The sequence below is a fragment of the Microbacterium sp. SLBN-146 genome (assembly GCF_006715145.1).
Lineage (GTDB): Bacteria > Actinomycetota > Actinomycetes > Actinomycetales > Microbacteriaceae > Microbacterium.
The window spans coordinates 2,837,092-2,857,393 of sequence record NZ_VFMR01000001.1 but is presented as its reverse complement, the minus strand read 5'-3'; the positions used below and the strand labels follow the sequence as shown (position 1 = coordinate 2,857,393).

General features: G+C 67.7%; 16 protein-coding genes and 1 tRNA gene. 7 read left to right on the top strand and 10 right to left on the bottom strand.

Annotated elements, in window-relative coordinates; genetic code table 11:
• Position 1: 1 nt before the first annotated feature.
• The 8 genes from FBY39_RS12765 to FBY39_RS12730 form a co-directional block, all read right to left on the bottom strand.
• Positions 2 to 1,729, bottom strand: coding sequence for a bifunctional 3'-5' exonuclease/DNA polymerase (locus FBY39_RS12765; protein ID WP_141932646.1), 1,728 nt, complete (start codon positions 1,727 to 1,729; stop codon positions 2 to 4).
• A 3-nt stretch (positions 1,730 to 1,732) separates the two neighbouring features.
• Positions 1,733 to 2,464 (bottom strand): zinc ribbon domain-containing protein, encoded by a 732-nt coding sequence (locus FBY39_RS12760; protein ID WP_141932645.1) that lies wholly within the window; start codon positions 2,462 to 2,464, stop codon positions 1,733 to 1,735.
• A 33-nt stretch (positions 2,465 to 2,497) separates the two neighbouring features.
• A complete protein-coding gene (gene mgtE / locus FBY39_RS12755; RefSeq protein ID WP_141932644.1) occupies positions 2,498 to 3,844 on the bottom strand; it encodes a magnesium transporter in 1,347 nt (448 codons plus the stop codon).
• A 54-nt stretch (positions 3,845 to 3,898) separates the two neighbouring features.
• Positions 3,899 to 5,536, bottom strand: coding sequence for a carboxylesterase/lipase family protein (locus FBY39_RS12750; RefSeq protein ID WP_260837967.1), 1,638 nt, complete (start codon positions 5,534 to 5,536; stop codon positions 3,899 to 3,901).
• Between the two features lie 34 nt (positions 5,537 to 5,570).
• Positions 5,571 to 6,245, bottom strand: coding sequence for a GAP family protein (locus FBY39_RS12745; protein ID WP_141932643.1), 675 nt, complete (start codon positions 6,243 to 6,245; stop codon positions 5,571 to 5,573).
• 58 nt (positions 6,246 to 6,303) lie between these two features.
• Positions 6,304 to 8,004 carry a hypothetical protein gene (locus FBY39_RS12740; RefSeq protein ID WP_141932642.1) on the bottom strand — a complete coding sequence of 567 codons (1,701 nt, stop codon included), beginning with the start codon at positions 8,002 to 8,004 and terminating at the stop codon, positions 6,304 to 6,306.
• Positions 8,005 to 8,024: 20 nt separating this feature from the next.
• Entirely contained in the window at positions 8,025 to 8,666 is a 642-nt protein-coding gene (locus FBY39_RS12735) for a response regulator (protein WP_141932641.1), read from the bottom strand.
• 50 nt (positions 8,667 to 8,716) lie between these two features.
• Positions 8,717 to 8,789, bottom strand: a tRNA-Val gene (locus FBY39_RS12730).
• Positions 8,790 to 8,951: 162 nt separating this feature from the next.
• Here FBY39_RS12730 and aceE point away from each other — a divergent pair.
• The 6 genes from aceE to FBY39_RS12700 all read left to right on the top strand — a co-directional run bounded on the left by aceE (position 8,952) and on the right by FBY39_RS12700 (position 16,534).
• The gene (aceE, locus tag FBY39_RS12725; RefSeq protein ID WP_141932640.1) at positions 8,952 to 11,681 is read left to right on the top strand and encodes a pyruvate dehydrogenase (acetyl-transferring), homodimeric type; all 2,730 of its coding nucleotides are present in this window, start codon (positions 8,952 to 8,954) and stop codon (positions 11,679 to 11,681) included.
• Between the two features lie 8 nt (positions 11,682 to 11,689).
• Positions 11,690 to 12,901, top strand: a complete 1,212-nt coding sequence (locus FBY39_RS12720; protein ID WP_141932639.1) for a CdaR family transcriptional regulator — start codon at positions 11,690 to 11,692, stop codon at positions 12,899 to 12,901.
• Between the two features lie 98 nt (positions 12,902 to 12,999).
• Complete coding sequence (locus tag FBY39_RS12715; protein WP_141932638.1) at positions 13,000 to 13,914, top strand: ACP S-malonyltransferase; 915 nt, start codon at positions 13,000 to 13,002, stop codon at positions 13,912 to 13,914.
• Positions 13,911 to 14,912, top strand: coding sequence for a beta-ketoacyl-ACP synthase III (locus FBY39_RS12710; protein WP_141932637.1), 1,002 nt, complete (start codon positions 13,911 to 13,913; stop codon positions 14,910 to 14,912). The genes FBY39_RS12715 and FBY39_RS12710 overlap by 4 nt, the downstream gene beginning before the upstream one ends.
• Positions 14,913 to 14,986: 74 nt before the next feature.
• On the top strand, positions 14,987 to 15,235 hold the full coding sequence (locus tag FBY39_RS12705) for an acyl carrier protein (RefSeq protein ID WP_141932636.1): 249 nt from the start codon (positions 14,987 to 14,989) through the stop codon (positions 15,233 to 15,235).
• Positions 15,236 to 15,295: 60 nt separating this feature from the next.
• Positions 15,296 to 16,534: a beta-ketoacyl synthase gene (locus tag FBY39_RS12700; protein WP_141932635.1), complete on the top strand. Its 1,239-nt coding sequence runs from the start codon at positions 15,296 to 15,298 to the stop codon at positions 16,532 to 16,534.
• A gap of 123 nt (positions 16,535 to 16,657) precedes the next feature.
• On the opposite strand, the gene FBY39_RS12695 is transcribed toward FBY39_RS12700, so the two are convergent.
• Together FBY39_RS12695 and FBY39_RS12690 are read right to left on the bottom strand one after the other, a co-directional pair.
• Positions 16,658 to 17,161, bottom strand: a complete 504-nt coding sequence (locus FBY39_RS12695; RefSeq protein WP_141934179.1) for a DUF3145 domain-containing protein — start codon at positions 17,159 to 17,161, stop codon at positions 16,658 to 16,660.
• A gap of 179 nt (positions 17,162 to 17,340) precedes the next feature.
• Positions 17,341 to 18,114 carry a hypothetical protein gene (locus FBY39_RS12690; protein ID WP_141932634.1) on the bottom strand — a complete coding sequence of 258 codons (774 nt, stop codon included), beginning with the start codon at positions 18,112 to 18,114 and terminating at the stop codon, positions 17,341 to 17,343.
• A gap of 183 nt (positions 18,115 to 18,297) precedes the next feature.
• Between FBY39_RS12690 and FBY39_RS12685 the strand changes: the two genes are divergently transcribed.
• On the top strand, positions 18,298 to 20,298 hold the full coding sequence (locus tag FBY39_RS12685; protein WP_141932633.1) for a DUF262 domain-containing protein: 2,001 nt from the start codon (positions 18,298 to 18,300) through the stop codon (positions 20,296 to 20,298).
• The last annotated feature ends 4 nt before the right edge of the window (positions 20,299 to 20,302 follow it).

The window sequence follows — 20,302 nt, the reverse complement described above, 5'->3', positions numbered from 1 at the left end:
CTCACGACTTCTCGGCGGAGTCAGTGATGCGAAGGTCGAGGGGGAAGTCGAGCGGGAAGTCGCCGAAGAGCAGGTGCCCTGCGGCATCTGCTGCGCCCGCGATTGCGTCGGCGACCGCATCGGCGGTCGATGCGGGCGCGTGCACGATGACCTCGTCATGCAGGAAGAACGCGAGATGCGGATGCTCCGCGAAGGCGGGCCCCGACCGGGAATGACCTGCGTCGGCCGCGCTCCCCCGCAGTTCCGCGAGACGCAGTCGCAGATCGGCGAGCCACGCGAGCGCCCACTCGGCGGCCGTCCCCTGGACGACGAAGTTGCGCGTGAAGCGCCCGCGGTCGCGTGCGAGGCGACGGGCCCCGAGCTCCTGGGCGGGGGTGGCGTCGGCTTCCGTCGCGCGGGCGAGGATCTCGACCCACTCCGATGATGGTGGGGGCGAGGAGCGACCGAGCCACGTCGTGACGATGCCGCCGTCTTCGCCCACTCGCGCAGCATCGTCGACGAGCGCCATCGCGCGCGGAAAGATGCGGCGAAGTCGCGGAACGAGGCGGCCGGAGTCTCCCGTCGTCGCCCCGTACATGGCGCCGAGAATCGCGAGCTTCGCTTCGTCGCGTGTGGCGGCAGCGCCGCTGTCGACGATGCCGCTGTACAGATCGCGGCCACGCGCGGCATCCGCAAGTGCCATGTCGCGCGACATCCCCGCGAGGACACGCGGCTCCAGCTGCGCCACGTCGGCGACGACGAGCTTCCATCCGGGATCAGCGCGGACCGCGGCGCGGAGTTGGCGAGGGAGCTGCAGTGCTCCGCCCCCTGACGACGCCCAGCGTCCTGTCACGACGCCGCCCGGCACGTAGACAGGGCGGAACCGGCCACCGGCGACCCAGTCGTCGAGCCACGCCCATCCGTTCGCCGACAGGAGCCGAGCGAGCTTCTTGTACTCGAGCAACGGCTCGATGACGGGGTGCGTGTGCTGGGCGAGCTCCCACCGGCTCGTCGACGCGACCTGGACTCCGGATCGATGGAGCGCTCGGAGGAGCTTCGGTTGCGAGTCGAGACTCACCGCCGGGTCTCCCAGGGCCGTTCGTACGCGGTCCGCAGCGGTCAGCATCTTCGTGGGCACTCCCCCGCTGTGAGGTCGCGGACCCAAGGCGTCCTGAAGGATGGCGTCGTGCTTGCCGGCATCCCACGGCACTCCGGCGGCTCGCAGCTCGACGGCGATCAGTGCCCCGGCCGACTCCGCGGCGGCGAGAAGCCGTAGACGTGTCGCGTCAGCGCCTTCCGCGATGGCCGCTCGCTGACGCTGGAACTCCGCCAGTGCTTCGTCGATGTCGTGCGGAGTCGTCACACTCTCGGCGTCGGCGAGATCGAAGAGCGTCGCCCCGCGCGTATCCTGCTCCGCGGGCGGGGAGTCCCAGGACGAGGGGTCCTTGACAGGTGCTTCGGGGCGGACGAGCGCACTATCCCGGAGGATCGCATGTACGAGTCGAAGATCGTGACAGCGCGCCACGCGGTGCCCCGCGGCGACGATCGGGCCGTACCACTGCGGGGCGTCGCTCCACACCCAGCGCGGGCGATGCCTCTGCTCTTCGCGTTCCACCCAGCCGGGTACGTCAGCCTGCGCGATGCGATCGCGGGAGAGTTCTTGCCCCTCGATGTCGAGTGCGACGGCGGCCACTGCGGTGCCTTCGGCTCGGCCGAGGACGATCCAGGCCGGCTCAGGGCCACCGGACATAGGTCAGAGGCCCGACTCCTCGGAGCGCACGAGGATGCAGCCGCACTCCGGACACGTCACGACGGCATCGGGAGCCGCGGCGCGGATGCGGTTCAGATCGTTGCCCGACAACACCATCCGGCATCCTTCGCACGTACGACGAAGGAGCGCAGCTGCGCCGGTCCCGCGCGCGGCGATCCGGTCATAGAGTGCGAGCAGGTCGGCGGGGATCGCCCCGGCGACGGCTGCACGATCCCGAAGACCCGCCTCGGCGGCTGCCGTGGCCTCCGCGACGATGCGCTTCGCCTCGGCACTCAGCTCGGCACCTTCCGCGTTCATCGCGGCGATCGCGGCTTCCTGCTCGGCGACGGCCGCGTCGGCCTGCTCGAGTCGGTCCATCGCGTCGAGTTCCGCGTCTTCGAGGTCGCTCTTGCGTCGGGCGAGGGCCTGCAGCTCGGACTCCAAGCCCTGTGCCTCTTTCGCATTGGACGACGACGCCAGCCGCCCGCTGTCGCGTGCCGAACGCGCATCCACGATCGCGACGTCTGATTCGATCCGTGCGATCTCGGCGCGGAGGTCGTCTCGGGCGCCCAGGCGGGTGGCGAGCTCGTGCGAGAGCACCTGGCGCTGCGAGAGGAGCTCTTGGATCCGACCGGCCTGCGGCGGGTTCTTGCGTGCGTGCTCGGCCCGGCGGATGCGGCCGTCGAGTTCGGCTACTTCAAGCAGTCTGTGCTGATCGGCTGGGCTCGCGTTCACATATCCAAACCTACCGTGGTGCCCAGGCCGCGGTCACAGCTGGAGGATCCAAGTGGCGACGAGGAAGTAGATGATGAGGCTCGTCGCGTCGCAGAAGGTCGAGATGAACGGTGTGCTGAAGACGGCGGGGTCGGCGCGGAGGACCCGCGCGAGCATCGGCATGACGCCGCCGACGGTCGCCGCGAGCGTGCAGACGCTGAAAAGGGTGAGGCCGATGACGAGTCCGAGGGGGACGCTGAAGACGGCACTGGCGAGGACGAATCCGAGCACTCCGAGCATTCCTCCGAGGAGTGCGCCGACGCGGACCTCGCGCCACGCGACGGATGCGGCATCCCGCACGGACACTTCTCCGATCGCCAGCGCGCGGGTCACGGTCGTCGCCGCCTGCGCGCCCGTGTTGCCGGCGGTGCCGGTGAGGAGCGGAATGAACAGCGCGAGGGTGACGACCTGCTCGAGCGTCGCCTCGAAGATGTCGAGCACGCCGACAGTGAAGAGAGCCGAAACGGCGAGGACCAGCAGCCACACGACGCGCGAGCGGACGATTCCGAAGACGGGTGTCGTGAGGTACGGGCGGCGCAGTGGCTCCGATGCACCCTGACGCGCCGCATCCTCGTCTTCCGCTTCTTCGACGATCCGCGACGCGTCGTCGATCGTGAGGATGCCGACGAGCCGGTCTTCGCCGTCGACCACCGGTGCCGCGAGCAGCTGCGCCTCGACGAGCGCCCGGGCCGCCGTCTCGGCCTCCTCACGCGCGTGCAGATGCCGGGCGTCGGTCATCATGTCGGCGACGAGTCGATCCGACGGCCCCATGACGAGATCGCGGAGACCGACGACCCCGAGCACGCGCCGATGCGCGTCTGTCACGGGAAGCGTGTAGATCGTCTCGGCATCCTGGCCCCGATGCCGCACGTGGGTGAGCGCATCGCCCACCGTGAACTGGGGCTGGAGCCGCACGTACTCCGTACTCATGAACCTGCCGATGCTGTCCTTCGGATAGCCGAGCATCGGCGCGGTCAGCTCGCGTTCGCGCACCGACAGCCCGCTCATGAGCTTCTGGGCGACCCCCGCGGGAAGCTCATCCACCAGCTGTGCGCGGTCGTCGGGATCGAGGTCCTCGAAGACACGGGCGACGTCATCGGCGCGGAGTCCCGTGAACAGCTCCGCCCGCATGCCCGAGTCGAGGAGCTCGAACACCTCGAGCGCCGTGTCACGCGGAAGAAGCCGATACAGCACGGCGCGATCCGTCGCGTCTTCGCGCTCGAGCAGCCGTGCGATCTCAGGTGCGTCGTGTTGACCGAGCACACGCCCGAGTTCCGCGAGATCGCGAGAGCGCAAAGCGGGCTCGATGCGAGCGCGGAACTCGTCGAAGTCTTCGTCCATGCGCGCATCCTCGCACAGCGCCGTTACTCAACTGGAGAGCGCGTCCGATGCGGCTCAGCGGAACGTGAGGACCTCGTCCCCCCAGGCGGTGCGAAGAGAGGCGTCGGGGTCCGAAACGAGCGTGTCGACATGATCGATCACGAGCGTCTCGCGTGGGCGATCCCCGTCCCCGGTGCCATCGACGGTTCGGTACCGACCCCAGACGACGGTGTCCGCGGCGTCGGGCGTGCGTCCGTGCGCGAAAGAGGTCCACCGCTCCTGCATCCGCCGAGAAACGGCCTGCGCGAGGCGTCTGCCGCCCAGTCGGAACGTCGGATCCTTGGGCCCGCCGTCGAGATTGCCCCACAGGTAGGGCAGCTCGGTCGCATGAGTCGCGCCGAGTCCGATCAGGCGGAGGAACGGCGACGCGTGATCGAATCGGTAAAGCCACACATCGGCCACTCGAGCGTGTCCCTCGGCGATCCACAGCGTCGGCATCCGAAATCCGATGTCGCGCGCGATCCCGAGACCGATCGCCCGGTGGCGGGCGTGCTCGTAGGCCGTGCGTATCTGCGCGAGCGGGGGCACGTCCACCGTCGGGTCGTCGAGGCGCATGTTTTCGATCATCTGCTGGATGCGATCGTCGGTGATCGGCATGAGGGGCGACTTCATGAAGCGGAAGAGCGAGGCTTCGTCCTTGTTCGTCCCGATGATCAGCGGCACGGGCAGCCCGCGTCCCTCGTGCAACGCGACGGCAGGAGATTCCGGCAGCAGGTCGCCGTCGATGACGGGAGCGAAAGCGAGAGTGCCGGGAACCTCTGTCGGCACGTCGGCGTAGACCGTCATCCCGGCGGACACGATGTCATCGGCGGAGCACGCCCGAAGCGCGTCGGCGATGACGACGGGATCGTCCGACGTCACCCCGATCGCGCGGACGAACCGTTCCGCGACGACGCGTGCGCGCTCGATGCCGTAGATGCTCGACGCGGGCGAGGACTGGGCGATCGCGCGATGGAAGAGCCCTTCGGCCGAGGGGGTCGCAAGCAGCGTCGTGACGAGTCCGGCGCCAGCGGATTCCCCGAAGACCGTCACGCGTTCGGCGTCACCGCCGAAAGCGCTGATGTTGTCGCGCACCCAGCGGAGGGCGAGGAGAACGTCCTTCAGAGCGAGGTTGCGATCGAATCCGGCGTCGGGAAGCAGACCGGCGAGGTCGAGGAAGCCGAACGCGCCGAGTCGGTAGTTGACGGTCACGACCACGACGTCGCCGTTCGTCACCATCGACGTCGCGTCGAAGAGCGGTTGGCTCGACGCTCCGAAGGTGTAGGCGCCGCCGTGCAGCCACACCATGACGGGCAGAGTTTCTGAACCGTGCTCGCCACCGGTGACGGGTGCGGGATCCTCCGCGGGACCTCCCGGCGACCACACGTTGAGGACGAGACAGTTCTCGTCCATGTCCGCGTGGCCTCCCAGGGGGACGGCGGGGTTCATGCGCTGCGGGCACACCGGCCCGTAGCAACGTGCATCGACCTCGTGCTCCGCGGGCGACGTGGGAATCGGATCGCGCCAGCGGAGCGCCCCGCCCGGCGACTCGCCGAATCGGATGCCTCGCCACGAACGCACGCCCTCGATGACACGACCGCGGAAGGTGCCGCTCGGTGCGACGGCGAGGCACGTCGCCTCCGCCGGCGTGAGTTGAAGAGCGATGTGATCCACGCGAGAACCTCTTGTCTTCGGGTGCCTGACCGGGTCAGGCGGTGAGCTGGTGGACGAGGTGAGCGGCCTCGTTGGCCGCGAGGATCGCGAACAGCACCGTCATGATGACGGCGTTGTGCGTGATCATGTCGGACTTCAACCGTGCGAGGGCACGCGTGACCGCTGGTGATCCGCTCGATGCGAGAAGCGTCGGCAGGATGATGGCGAGGGATCCGGCGACGGCGAAGAGAAGACAGATCATCGCCGCGACGGCGGGATTGTCGTGCGCAGCGCCGATCACCGAGCCCGCTTTGAGTTCCAACGGAATGTTCTTCGAGTTCGTCACCGCCATGAGGAGGCCGAGCCCTGCAGCTCGCGCCGGCGTGATCGAGTCGACGGCGGCGAGCCATGCGGGAGGCTCGGGTGCTGCGCCCGCCTTCGGCCGTGACACCCAACTCGTGAGCGCAAGGACGGTGAAGCCGACGGTGAGAAGGATCGTCAGGATGAGCACGGCGACCTTGCCGCCCCCGGAGTTCGCTTCCGAGGCACCAGCCGCGCTCACGGCCCCGAGGCCCGTGAAAACGAACGCGAGAAGAGTGAACGACGCCGCATAGGCGGGCGCAGCGCTTCGTCCTCGCGCCGACAGCAGGATGGCGATGATCGCAACGATCGGCAGTGGAGAGATGAGCATCCCGACCGCCATCGGGATGAGAGTGTGCAACGCGGGCACGTCGGCATCCGTTCGTCTCGGGCGCACAGGCGACTTCCCGTGGGCTCCGACGAGGACGCTACGGACGGCGGATGGATGCCTCGGCCAGATGGTCGGCTGACACGACAGCATCTGGTGTGAGGAGCGCGACACGGCCTTCGAGGCGGACTCCGTCGGGCACGGCGTCCAGCCGAGCCCCCAGCGCGCGAGCATGCGAGGAAGGGTGGAGTTGTACACCGGCCGGGAGTGCGCCGGGTGACGTGACGCGGACACGAACGTGGGGTCCGGCGCCCGTCGTCACGAGATCGATGACGACGTCGGCGTGTCGACCAAGGCCGTGTTTGGCGGCGTTCAGCAGGCCCTCCGCCACGATGTCGTAGACATCCGACCCTGCCGCGGCGTCCGCGGCGCACCCTGTGCGAGCCTCGGCATCGATCTGGACGCGAAGCGACAGCACGCGGCCCCAGGTGTCGACCAGGGCATCGAGCGACGGTGCATCACGCGGCTGCCGCGGCGCGTCCATGACATCGGCGACGCGGCGCGCGACGACGCCGAGATCGTCGACGAGCTCCGCGAGAGCGGACGCCGAGGGCTCGGGATGCCGAAGAGCGAACGCGATGCTGCGCCCCTGCGCGTCGCGGTGGAGGAACGTCGCCGCCGTGCGCAGACCCTCGCGCGCGCGGCGTGTGCCGGCGTGCGCGAGTCGCATTCGTCCTGTCAGTGCATTCGAGAGGCGGCGCTGCTCGACCCGAAGCGCACGCACCTCGCCCGCACACCCCGCTGTGCAGAACGCAATCAGCGGGTAGACGACGGCCGGGACAAGACCCGTGATCAGCCCCGCGCCCGTCATCCATGCCACGGCGCTCAGAAGGAGGCCGATATTCAGCGCCATGACAGCGAAAAGTGTGAGCGCCGCGGTGCGTCCGCGCCGGAGGATTCGGCGGGGAATGAGGTCGAGAGCAAGGCCGCTGCACAGCACAAGGGCAACACCGGCGAGGATCTCCGAGAGCGGGGCGGTGCGAACGGCGTACGGCAGCATGCACGCGACGTACAGCGTGGAGACCACACCCGCCGGGGGCAGCCGAAACGCGATGTGTCGCGCGGAGCTCGTGCCCGCGAGAGCGATGCCGGGCGGGACGTCGTCCACGCTCTCTCTGGCGAGTGCCGCCAGTCGCCTCGCCGGGCCGCGAAGATGCGCGTCCGCAAGGCGCTGCACATCGGGTCTCGTCGCCGGACCCTGTTGAAGCGCGTCCGCCATTCGCTGCACGTGGCTCGTGGCATCCTGCACCGTCCGTCGAGCACGGGAGGTGTATGCGAGCGCGCTCCTGCGTGGTGTTTCGAGCTCCCGGAGGACCGAGCGCAGCAGGGTGTTCGCCGTGCGGAGCGCGCGCAACGCGTCCAGGGTGACCGCCACGGTGAGGAGCATGACCGCCCACACGACGACATTTGTGGCGACGCGGAACGGCAGGTGCCCCGAGGGCGCGACATCGCCTCCGAACGCCGTCACCCATGCGTCCAGAACGACGGGACGGGCGGCGGCAGCCGCGATCACGCCACCGATCACGACCGTACGGCGGACTCGGGGGTGAACAAGACGCCTCTCGAGCAAGCCGAGGAACGCGAGCGCCCCGGCGAAGCACATCCAGGCCAGCACGACGGCCATCAGCCAAGTCAGACGCTCTGCGCCGTACGATGCCGGCGCCATCACCGTCAGGGACACCGGCAACGTGAGCGCGACGGACCAGCCCGACACGACGCGCCCGCTGTCAAGGACTCGCACGGCAGCGGACAGCAGCTCCCTCACCGAACTGGGCCGAACTCGGTGATGTACAGCGCCGCCGCGGCGACCCGAGGGTTGATGGCGAGATCGCCCGTGAGACCCAGTCGCGCGAATATGCGGCTGATCGAGCGCTCCACTGCACGCACCGAGATGCGAGATGCGTGCGCGATCTGCTCGTTGGACCACCCACGAGAGACCATCGCGAGGACCTCGAGCTGGTGTCGAGTGAGACCACCCAGCCCTGCCCGATCATGGATCACTGGATCCGATGGCAGCGGGCGAACCGCGAGCGACCTCTCGATCGCCGAGATGAGCTGATCGGGCGAGTCGAGGCGCTGCTTGGAGACGAACTCGGCACGAGGGATGCCCATGGCCGTCGCGCCTGCCGCGGCTCGAGGAAAGCTGCTCAAGAACACGACGCCCACATGCGGGGCGAGCCTCGTCAGCATGACGGCGAGTTCCGCACCCGAGGGCCGCGAGCCCAGATCGATGTCGGTGAGGAGTACGTCGGGGTCGAACTCGGCGAACAGGCGTGTGGCATCGGCGGCATCCGCCGCACCGGCCGTGATGAATCCGTGTCGGTCGAGAAGGTCGCAGACCAGTACACGCAGTGCCGCGAGATCTTCGACGACGAGCACCCGCCGCACCCACTCCGCCACCACGACATCAACCTAGCCGAGTCAGTGATCACCGCTTGGCGCGCGGTTTCCGGTGGGCCCTGCCGGGATCGAACCGACGACATCCACGGTGTAAACGTGGCGCTCTACCAGCTGAGCTAAAGGCCCTTCGCGGATCAGTCTACGGTTCATCGAGGTGGCCGTGCGGCATCCCGAACCCCTTCCGAGTGAGTAGGCTGAGAGGCGGTGTGTTGTGCGCGCCCGACAACGGCGCGCCCGCATCTATTGCGATTACCTGGCATGACCTGCCAGAACGACGAAAGGTCTCGCGTGACTGTCAACGACCAGGACCCGTACTCGCAGGAGCCGCTCGACAGCGACCCCGAAGAGACATCGGAATGGCGGGAATCCCTTCAGCAGCTCGTGCAGGCCAAGGGCCACGGCCGCGGCCGCGAGATCATGCTGAGCCTCCTGCAGACCTCGCACGAACTGCAGCTGAACGTTCCGCAGGTCCCGACGACGGACTACATCAACACCATCTCTCCCGATGCCGAGCCCGAGTTCCCCGGTGACGAGGAGCTCGAGCGCCGCTACCGCCGGTGGATCCGGTGGAACGCCGCGGTCACGGTGCACCGCGCGCAGCGCCCCGGGATCGGCGTCGGTGGCCACATCTCGACGTATGCCTCGTCCGCGTCGCTCTACGAAGTCGGCTTCAACCACTTCTTCCGCGGGCTCGACGACCCGAGCGGCGGCGACCAGATCTTCATCCAGGGACACGCCTCCCCCGGCATCTATGCACGGTCGTTCCTCGAGGGTCGCCTGACCGAGGCGCAGCTCGACGGTTTCCGCCAGGAGAAGTCGACCGCGCCCAATGGCATCCCCTCGTACCCGCACCCCCGTCTCATGCCGGACTACTGGCAGTTCCCGACGGTGTCGATGGGACTCGGCCCGATCAACGCCATCTATCAGGCGATGACGAACAAGTACCTCACCAACCGTGGCGTCAAGGACCTCTCCGACTCGCACGTCTGGGCGTTCCTCGGTGACGGCGAGATGGACGAGGTCGAAAGCCGCGGACAGCTGCAGGTCGCTGCCAACGAGGGCCTCGACAACCTGACCTTCGTCGTGAACTGCAACCTGCAGCGCCTCGACGGCCCGGTTCGCGGCAACGGCAAGATCATCCAGGAGCTCGAGAGCTACTTCCGCGGTGCGGGCTGGAACGTCATCAAGGTCGTCTGGGGCTCCGGTTGGGACCAGCTCCTCTCGCAGGATGTCGACGGCGCTCTCGTCCGCCTCATGAACACGACGCCGGACGGTGACTTCCAGACGTACCGCGCCGAGGACGGCAAGTTCATCCGCGACCACTTCTTCGGTCGCGACGAGCGGACCGCAGCGCTCGTCAAAGACTGGTCGGACGAGGACATCTGGGGCAAGCTTCGCCGCGGTGGACTGGACTACCGCAAGGTCTACGCCGCGTACAAGGCCGCCGTCGAGCACAAGGGACAGCCGACCGTCATCCTCGCGAAGACGATCAAGGGCTACGGTCTCGGTCACCACTTCGAGGGACGCAACGCGACCCACCAGATGAAGAAGATGACGCTCGACGACCTCAAGCACTTCCGCGACTCGATGCGCATCCCCGTGTCCGACGCGCAGCTCGAGGAGAACCCCTACCTCCCGCCGTACTACAACCCCGGTGAGCACGACGAGACGATCCAGTACCTGCGCGAGCGTCGCAAGGCTCTCGGCGGGTTCCTCCCCGAGCGTCGCACGCACCACGTCGGTCTCGAGCTGCCCGGCGACGCGGCCTACGCGCTGCCCAAGAAGGGCTCCGGCACGCAGGAGATCGCCACGACGATGGCGTTCGTCCGACTGCTGAAGGACCTGCTTCGCGCCAAGGACTTCGGGCACCGCATCGTCCCGATCATCCCGGACGAGGCGCGGACGTTCGGCATGGACGCCTACTTCCCGACGGCCAAGATCTACAACCCGCACGGCCAGAACTACACGTCGGTCGACCGCGAACTCCTCCTTGCCTACAAGGAGAGCCCGCAGGGCCAGATCATGCACGTCGGTATCAACGAGGCGGGTGCTCTCGCCGCGTTCACGGCGACCGGCACGTCGTACGCGACGCACGGTGAGCCGCTCATCCCCGTTTACGTCTTCTACTCGATGTTCGGATTCCAGCGCACGGGAGACGCCCAGTGGGCGGCGGGCGACCAGATGGCTCGCGGCTTCATCATCGGAGCCACGGCGGGTCGCACGACCTTGACGGGTGAGGGCCTGCAGCACGCGGACGGCCACTCGCACCTCCTCGCCTCGACGAACCCCGCGACAATCTCGTACGACCCCGCGTACGGCTACGAGATCGCCCACATCGTGCGCGACGGACTCGAGCGCATGTACGGCGGTGAGCACGACGACCCGAACGTCATGTACTACCTGACGGTCTACAACGAGCCGATCGTCCAGCCCGCCGAGCCGGCGGATGTCGATGTCGATGGCATCGTCCGCGGCATCCATCGCATCTCCGCGTCGGAGGGCGACGGTCCCAAGGCGCAGCTGCTGGCCTCGGGTGTCGGTGTCCCGTGGGCGCTCGAAGCGCAGGAGCTCCTCCGTGAGGACTGGGGCGTCCAGGCGGACGTCTGGTCGGTCACCTCGTGGACCGAGCTGCGTCGTGACGGACTTGAGGTGGATCAGCACAACTTCCTCCACCCGTCGGAGCCCGCTCGGACGGCGTACATCACCGACAAGCTGCGTGGGACGCCCGGCCCCGTCGTCGCCGTGAGCGACTTCATGAACGCGGTCCAGGACCAGATCCGCCCGTGGGTCGAGCACAACTACTGGACGCTCGGTGCCGACGGATTCGGCTTCTCCGACACGCGCGCGGCAGCACGGCGCTTCTTCAAGATCGACGGACCGTCGATGGTCGTCCGCACCCTCCAGGCTCTCGCCGCCGAGGGCTCGGTCGATGCGTCGCTCGCGGCGCAGGCGATCGAGAAGTATCGCCTGCACGACGTGAACGCCGGCACGAGCGGAAACGCGGGCGGCGAAAGCTGACGCCCGCGATGGCAGACACGTCCGCGGCGGACAAGTCCGAGATCCTTGCGTGGTTGCGCAAGATCTCGGGAGATCTGGCGTCGGCGACGATCAAGCGACTCGAAGACACGCTGCCCTGGTATGCGGACATGCCTCCGGCGCGCCGGTCGGCCGTCGGCCTCGTCGCACAGGCGGGCATCACATCGTTCATCCAGTGGTACGAAGATCCGGCCTCGACACCGTGGATCGCGGCGGACATCTTCGCGGCAGCCCCCCGCGAGCTGCTGCGAAGCGTGAGCCTTCAGCAGACGCTCCAGCTCATCCGCGTCACGGTGAGCGTCACGGAAGAGCGCGTCGCGGGCAAGGACGAGAGCCTTCGCGAGGCGATCCTGCTCTACTCGCGTGACGTGGCCTTCGCCGCCGCTGACGTCTACGCGCGTGCCGCGGAGGCGAGAGGGCTGTGGGATGCCCGGCTCGAAGCGCTCGTCGTGGACTCGATCCTCACGGGCGAGACCGACGAAGAGCTGCCGAGCCGGATCGCCGCACTCGGATGGCACGGCCACGGAGAGGTGTCGGTCCTCGTCGGGACGACCCCACCTCAGTTCGATGTGGATCAACTGCGGAGGGTGGCGCGCAAGCTCGGCGTCGATGTGCTGATCGGGGTGCAGGGCTCACGGCTCGTGCTCGTTGTCGGACGCGCCGAGACGGGAGGGCGCGACGAAGCCCCCATGGATCTGCCGTTCGTCGAGATCGCCCGACGGCTCGAACCCGGATTCGGGGCCGGTCACCTCGTGCTCGGTCCGTCGGTCCCCGCCCTCGTCGAGGCAAGTCAAAGCGCGCGTGCGGCACTCGCCGGATTCGCCGTCGCCCGCGCCTGGCGGCACGCGCCCCGACCGGTCGAGGCGGACGACCTCCTTCCCGAGCGCGCGTTGGCCGGCGACCCGCTCGCCAAGCAGACGCTCGTCGAGCGGATCTACCGGCCGCTGCAGGCGCACAGCGCCGACCTCGTCGCGACGCTCTGGAGCTATCTCGACAACGGCCGTTCGCTCGAAGCGACAGCGCGCGAACTCTTCGTGCATCCCAACACCGTGAGATACCGGCTGAAGCGCGTTTCGGAGGTCATCGGGTGGGATGCTACTGGGCCTCGAGAGGCGCTGATCCTTCAGACGGCACTCATCCTGGGATCGATCGGCACGGATGCGGCACGTCGCCGTCCTCCGCAGCGTCGAACCGCTCGGTAGCGCGCGTACGACTCTTCTGTACGGCACGCACAAACACTTCGGCGATTCTTGTGTGATCAGCGCCAGAACGCACTCCCGATGATTGGCAGGATGGACAAGTGATGATTGCCCTCTTCCCGGGTCAGGGCTCGCAGTCCCCCGGTTTCCTCACGCCGTGGCTCGAACTCGACGGCGCTGCCGATCGGCTCGCGGCGTACTCGGAGTGGTCCGGGGTCGACCTCGTCGCCGCGGGTACCGAGTGGGATGCGGACCAGATCCGCGACACCCAGGTCGCCCAGCCCCTCATCGTCGCGGCAAGTCTGTTGTCGTGGAACACGCTGGATGAGCGCGAGCGAGTCGACGGCGTTGCCGGGCACTCCGTCGGAGAGTTCGCGGCGGCTGCCGCGGCCGGCATCCTCTCGGAGGAAGACGCCATGCGTCTCGTCGGCATCCGCGGGCGTGCCATGGCTGAGGCAGCGACGGCAGAGTCGACGGGAATGAGCGCGGTTCTCGGCGGAGACGAGGGAGCGGTCCTCGAACGTCTCGTGGAACTCGACCTCACGCCGGCGAATTACAACGGCGGCGGGCAGCTCGTCGCCGCGGGAACGCTCGATGCTCTCTCACGACTCGCGGAGGCACCCCCTGCGGGAACGCGCATCATCGCGCTCCAGGTCGCTGGCGCCTTCCACACGCGCTTCATGGCTCCCGCGGTCGAAACGCTCCGCGCCGCCGTTCAGGACGCGTCGGTGTCCGATCCGACGCTCACGATCTGGACCAACCGAGACGGTTCGACCGTCTCCTCAGGCGCGGAATTCGCGCGGCTTCTCGTCGAACAGGTCGCATCGCCCGTGCGCTGGGACCTCTGCATGGCGTCGTTCGCCGCCGCGGGAGTCGACGGGCTCGTCGAGCTCGCGCCCGGCGGGACGCTGACGGGTCTCGCCAAGCGCGGACTGCGCGGGACGCCTGCCGTGGCGATGAAGACGCCCGCCGACCGGGAGAAGTTCTCGGCGATGCTTCAGGGAGGCTCCGAATGACCCCGACCCTCGCACAGCCCACCGGCCCGGCACATACGCGTATCTACGCCTATGGTGCGGCCCGTGGCGAGATCGCCGTCCCCAATGACGATCTGGTCGGCCCCATCGACTCGAGCGACGAGTGGATCCGCCAGCGGACGGGCATCGTGACGCGCACGCGTGCTGTCAAGGAGACGAGCGCCGTCGACCTGGCCACGACCGCCGCGCGAGAGGCGATCGAGCGTTCGGGTGTCGACCCGTCGCTCATCGACGCCGTGCTGGTCGCGACGATCTCCAATCCGCAGCAGACGCCCTCGGTCTCCGCGATCGTCGCCGACCGCGTCGGCGCCAACCCGGCAGCCGCGTACGACCTGAATGCCGCCTGCGCGGGATTCGCCTACGGCGTTGCGCAGGCGGATGCGCTCATCCGCGGTGGTCTCGCGCATTACGCCGTCGTCATCGGTGCCGAGAAGCTCAGCGATGTCGTCGATCCGACCGATCGGAGCATCTCGTTCCTCCTCGGCGACGGTGCCGGCGCGGTCGTCATCGGCCCGAGCGACACGCCCGGGATCGGCCCGACCGTATGGGGATCCGACGGCTCCAAGGCCGACGCCGTGGGGATGAACGCGACCCTCACGCAGTTCCGCGACGGGGAAGCGGCATGGCCGACGCTGAGGCAAGAAGGTCCGACCGTTTTCCGATGGGCGGTGTGGGAGATGGTGAAGGTCGCACGCGAGGCGCTCGCTGCCGCGGGCGTCGAGGTCAGCGATCTTGCGGCATTCGTCCCGCACCAGGCGAACATGCGGATCATCGACGAGTTCGCCAAGCAGCTTCGCCTGCCTGAGACCGTCGTCATCGGGCGCGACATCGAGACGACGGGCAACACCTCTGCGGCGTCCATTCCGCTCGCGACACACAGGCTTCTCGAAGAGCATCCCGAGCTCAGCGGTGGTCTCGCGCTGCAGATCGGGTTCGGCGCCGGACTCGTGTTCGGTGCACAGGTCGTCGTCCTCCCGTGAGGCCGACGACTGCGACCCTAGACTGACTTCTGGCCCAACGAGGCCCACGAATCCCGGAGAAACAGGAGAACACCATGGCATTCAGCAACGACGAGGTCCTCGCCGGACTTGCCGAGCTCATCACCGACGAGACGGGTATCTCGGCCGACGAGGTCGCGCTCGAGAAGTCGTTCACCGACGATCTCGACATCGACTCGATCTCGATGATGACGATCGTCGTGAACGCCGAGGAGAAGTTCGGCGTCACGATCCCCGACGACGAGGTCAAGAACCTCAAGACTGTCGGCGACGCCGTCACCTTCATCACGTCGAACCAGGAGTAACCCGCCTCCGGTGGGGGGCTCATGCCCCCACCGGGCTCACCCCGAGGACACATCTCGCCCATGACATCGTCACGCATCGTCGTCACCGGCATCGGAGCAACGTCTCCGATCGGCGGCACGGCACCCGAGAGCTGGTCGGCTCTGCTCGACGGCGCCTCCGGTGCCCGCACCCTCGAGCACGACTGGGTGGAGCAGTACCAGCTGCCCGTCACCTTCGCTGCCGAGGCTCTCGTCCGCCCCGAGACCGTCCTCGAGCGGCCCATCGCGAAGCGGCTGGATCCGTCGTCGCAGCTCGCCCTCATCGCAGCGAAGGAGGCGTGGGAGGACGCCGGTTCGCCCGACGTCGATTCCGATCGACTCGGCGTCGACTTCGCGACGGGGATCGGCGGTGTCTGGACGCTTCTGGACGCCTGGGACACGTTGCGCGAGAAGGGACCGCGCCGGGTCATGCCGATGACGGTCCCGATGCTCATGCCGAACGCCGCGGCGGGCAACCTTTCGCTGCACTTCGGCGCGCGTGCGTATGCGCGCACGGTTGCGAGCGCGTGCGCATCGAGCACCGAGTCGATCGTGAACGCCGTCGAGCACATTCGCGCAGGGTATGCCGACGTCGTGATCGCCGGCGGCACGGAGTCGGCCATCCATCCGATCACGATCGCTTCTTTCGCCTCCATGCAGGCGCTGTCCAAGCGCAACGACTCCCCCGCGACGGCCTCCCGTCCGGGGAGCATCGATCGTGATGGCTTCGTCATGGGAGAGGGTGCGGCTGTGCTCATCCTGGAGACGGAAGAGCACGCGCGCGCGCGCGGCGCCAAGATCTACGCGGCGATCGTGGGCGGCGGCGTGACCGCGGATTCGTACCACATCACGGCCAACGACCCCGAAGGAACCGGTGCCGCGCGTGCCGTCGAGATGGCGCTGGCGATGGCCGGCGCGTCTCCCGACGATGTCACGCACATCAACGCGCACGCGACGTCGACCCCCGTGGGTGACCCCAACGAGTACCAGGCCCTCCGTACTGTTTTCGGGTCCCGCGTCGACGAGATCCCCGTGTCCGCGACGAAGGCCTCGACGGGTCACCTTCTCGGCGGCACCGGGGCACTCGAGGCGATCTTCACGATCATGGCGATCAAGGAGCGTGTCGCGCCGCCGACGATCAACATCACCGAGCCGGATCCGGCCGTGCCCTTCCGGTTGACGGGCGATCCGACGCCGTTGGGCGCCGGGGACCAGCTGGCGATCAGCAACTCCTTCGGCTTCGGCGGGCACAACGCGGTCGCCGCGTTCGCATCCGTCTGAGCACACGCGACGATGCCCCGGACCTCACGGTCCGGGGCATCTGCCGTTGTCAGGCGGCGATACGTCTTCCTACCGTCCGGGAATGACACCGACCGTCAGGTATGACGCCTCACCGCCCGAGCTTCATCCCACCTTGTGGAGCCAGACGACAGGAGCCTCGTCGCTCGCGTGCCGGAAGGGTTCGAGTTCTTCGTCCCATGCCGCACCCAGCGCGATCTCCAACTCGCGTCGCAACTCCATAGGATCGCCCGCGGAGATCTCGAGCGCGTAGCGGACGCGTTCCTCGCCGACGACGACATTGCCCGCCGTATCGGTCTGAGCGAAATGGATGCCGAGGCTGGGCGTGTGCATCCACCGGCCGCCGTCGGAGCGCGGAGTGGGATCCTCCGTCACCTCGAAGCGGAGGTGCTCCCAGCCACGGATCGCTGTCGCGAGTGCTGCGCCGGTTCCGGCGTTGCCCTCCCAGTAGAACTCCGCGCGCCGACTACCGGCGAGGACGGGCTGTTCCGTCCACTCGAAGTTCACCGCCCGGCCCAGGGCGCGACCGACCGCCCACTCGAGGTGGGGGCACAACGCTCGTGGCGCTGAGTGAATGAAGATCACTCCGCGCGCCTGTGGTGTCGCCATCATGTCTCCGTTTCGTCAGGTACGTCTTCCCCTACGACCTGTCGAACGGTGCATGTGTATTCGGTTGTGCTTGCGGCAATTATGTCTCAGGAACACGCGGAATGACAAGCGTGTCATTCCGCGTGTCACATGACGGTGCCCCGGCCGTCACCGACCGGGGCACCGAACGAGCAGAGGACTCAGGCCTCGCTCATGACATTGACGGCCGCCTGGCCCTTCGCGGCGTAGTACGCCGCGCGCGCGGCATCCTTCCGCGCCTGCTCGGCGTAGCCGGCATCGAGGATCTCCTGATCGACCGCGACGCTCTCGACGGTGTTCACGCCGTTGTACTTCTCGATATAGGCATCGAGTTCCGGGCCCGACGTCCACGACGTGATGAGGCAGTAACGGGGCTCTGTGCCGACGTGGGTCGCAGCGTGCCAGAGACGCTGCGTGTCGATGATCAGCTGCGCGCCGGCAGGAAGCGCGATACGCACTTCGCCCTGCGGGTCGGTGCGGTTCTCACGAAGGACGAAGAAGCTGTCCTTGTCATCCGTCAAGTTGAAGAACCCACGGACGACCCATCCGGTGCCGTCGGGGTTGAGACGGTTGTTGTCGTCTTGATGCAGGTTGTACAGGCACTCGCCGTACGGCGTCGGCTGCAGCTCGATGACGCGGCAGCGGCCGACATTTGCACCCGGCTCCTGTGCGCGTCGCGTCAGGTTGGGAGCCTTCTCGACTTGCGAGTCGATCCAGACGCCGTCCTTGTCGGTGCGCGGCGGCTTGTGGTTCCAGAACCCGTTGCACTCGATCTCGCCGAATGCGCTGGCGAGCGGAGCGAAGCGGGTGTCACCCGACGACTTCCAGTCGTTGTACTCGATGTCGAGCCATTCCTTCGGATCGAGTTCCTGGTTGTACCGGTCGAGGACGACGTAGCCGGTTTCCTCGAGCGCGGCGGACTTGATGTAACCCATGAGGTGGATCAGCCTTTCGTAGGGGGCCAGCACGTTTTAACAGGCCCAACTTAGGCAAGCCTACCTCGGGGGTCCGCAGGGACTCTGGAGCCCGACCGTGAAAAATCGGGCCCGCGACTGCGCGGCTAGACTCGACGGCGGCGCGGGGCGATCCGCACCGGACGAAGGGGGCGAAACGGGGACATGGCGGTAGCCACCAACATCGACGCGACAGCGGTGAACACGATCTCGTGGCTGTCGGACCCCAAGACCGCCATCGTCGTTCCCGTCTATCAGCGCCAGTACCGCTGGGACATCGGCGGCTGCGAGCAACTCCTCGCGGATGTCAGAGCGGCTGCGGCCAGCGGCAGCCGGTCGATGCACTTCATCGGCTCCATCCTCTCTTCCGTCGACGGCGACTCCTCCGAGCTCGTCCTGATCGACGGACAGCAACGGATCACGACGCTCATGCTTCTCGTGGCCGCGCTTCATCACACGATCCGTGAGACCGACGCGGGACTCGCGTCGGAGTTGGAGGCCGTGCTCGTGCGGCCGACCGACCCCGGCAAGACCAAGCTGCGTCCGCACGACGCGTGGGCGGGCGTCTTCCAAGACGTCGTGCTGGAACGGCGTTCGATGGATGCCGCCCAGCGGGACTCCCGCTTCGATGACAATTACGCGTTCTTCCGCAGCCAGATCAGCGCCGAGGAGGCACCGCTCATCTGGGCGGGAGTGCAGCGACTCGAGCACGTCGCGATCACACTCGGTGCGGGCGCGAACGCACAGCAGATCTTCGCGAGCCTCAATTCGACGGGTGAGCCGCTCCGCGACCACGAGCTGATCCACAATTACGTGCTCATGGGGCTGTCGCACGCGGAGCAGAGCGAGATCGAGGACGAGTACTGGCTTCCGATCGAGCAGGCGACGGGAGCAGCCATCGGTGCGTTCTGGCGCCACTACCTCGTCATGTTGACGGGCCGCGAGGTTGCCGTCGCGGGCGAGCACGGCGTGTACAGCGCCTTCCGCCAGCGCTTCCCGCGGATCGACTTCGACACCTTGCGGGCGCACGCCCACGAGTGGCGGGCCTACGCGGACATCTACCGCACGCTCCTCGAGCCGTCGCGAGCCCACGCGCCCGAGCTGGTCCCCCAGCTGACCTCGATCAACACCTTCGCGCGGGGGGCCTTCCCGCTCGTGATGCGCGCCTACCGTGACTACGAACAGGGCCGCATCGCACTCCAGGGACTTGTCGACACCCTCGAGCACGTGCAGTCTCTGTATCTGAGAAGGACCGTCGTCGGCCTCAGCAACGATCGACTGATCGCGCGACTGTGTCGTGCTCGGGACGAGGGTCCCGATGAGCTCATCCGAGCGATCACCCGCATCACGCCGTCGGACGAGCGCGTACGCGCGGCCCTGAAGTACAGCGATCTTCCCCACGCGGCGCACGTCTTAAGCCGGATCTTCGACGTCGACGCGGACGACGCGCCCGATGTCGAGCACGTGGTCCCCCTGTCGCCGCGGGCGGACTGGACAGGAGACGGTGTGCGAGTCTGGGCGGACCTCACCGACGACGAGCAGAACAGCCACCGTGCCCTCGCCCAGACCCTCGGCAACCTGACTCTGCTCGAGGAGCCGCTTGCGATGCGTGCGCTCGATGCGTCGTTCCCCTCGAAGCGCGACATCTACCGCTCGAGCGGCGTCGCCGCCACTAGATCGCTCGCCGAGCTCGACCACTGGGGCACGAAGGAGATCACTACACGCACGGTCGCGCTGACGGATCGCTTCCTCGACGTATGGCGGCGACCCGCCGCGGGTCTCATCGACGACGACGGTCTCACTCCGATCCTCGATGCCGTACGCCGTCGCGGCTGGCCGCGCGGGTGGGAGCGCGAGTTCGAGTACACCGAGTATCGCGGCGAGCACTGGGAAGTGTACGACGTCAAGTACCTCTTCAACCGAATCTTCAAGCGACTGTGGGCTGACGAGCGCGAGAGTGTCATCCGTTTCAGCGAGAACCGCGGAGGTCCGCTCTACCCCGCTCGCGCGTGGAACGGTCAGTGGGACCAGCTCGACGACGAGACTTATCTCTACATGGGATGGGACTCGAAGTACATGCTCACGGCGGTGCAGGGCGTCCTCGACGAAGCAGGCCTCGCGCGCGAGGTCTTCGTCAAGTACTCCTACATCGGCGCCGCCATGTAGCGCG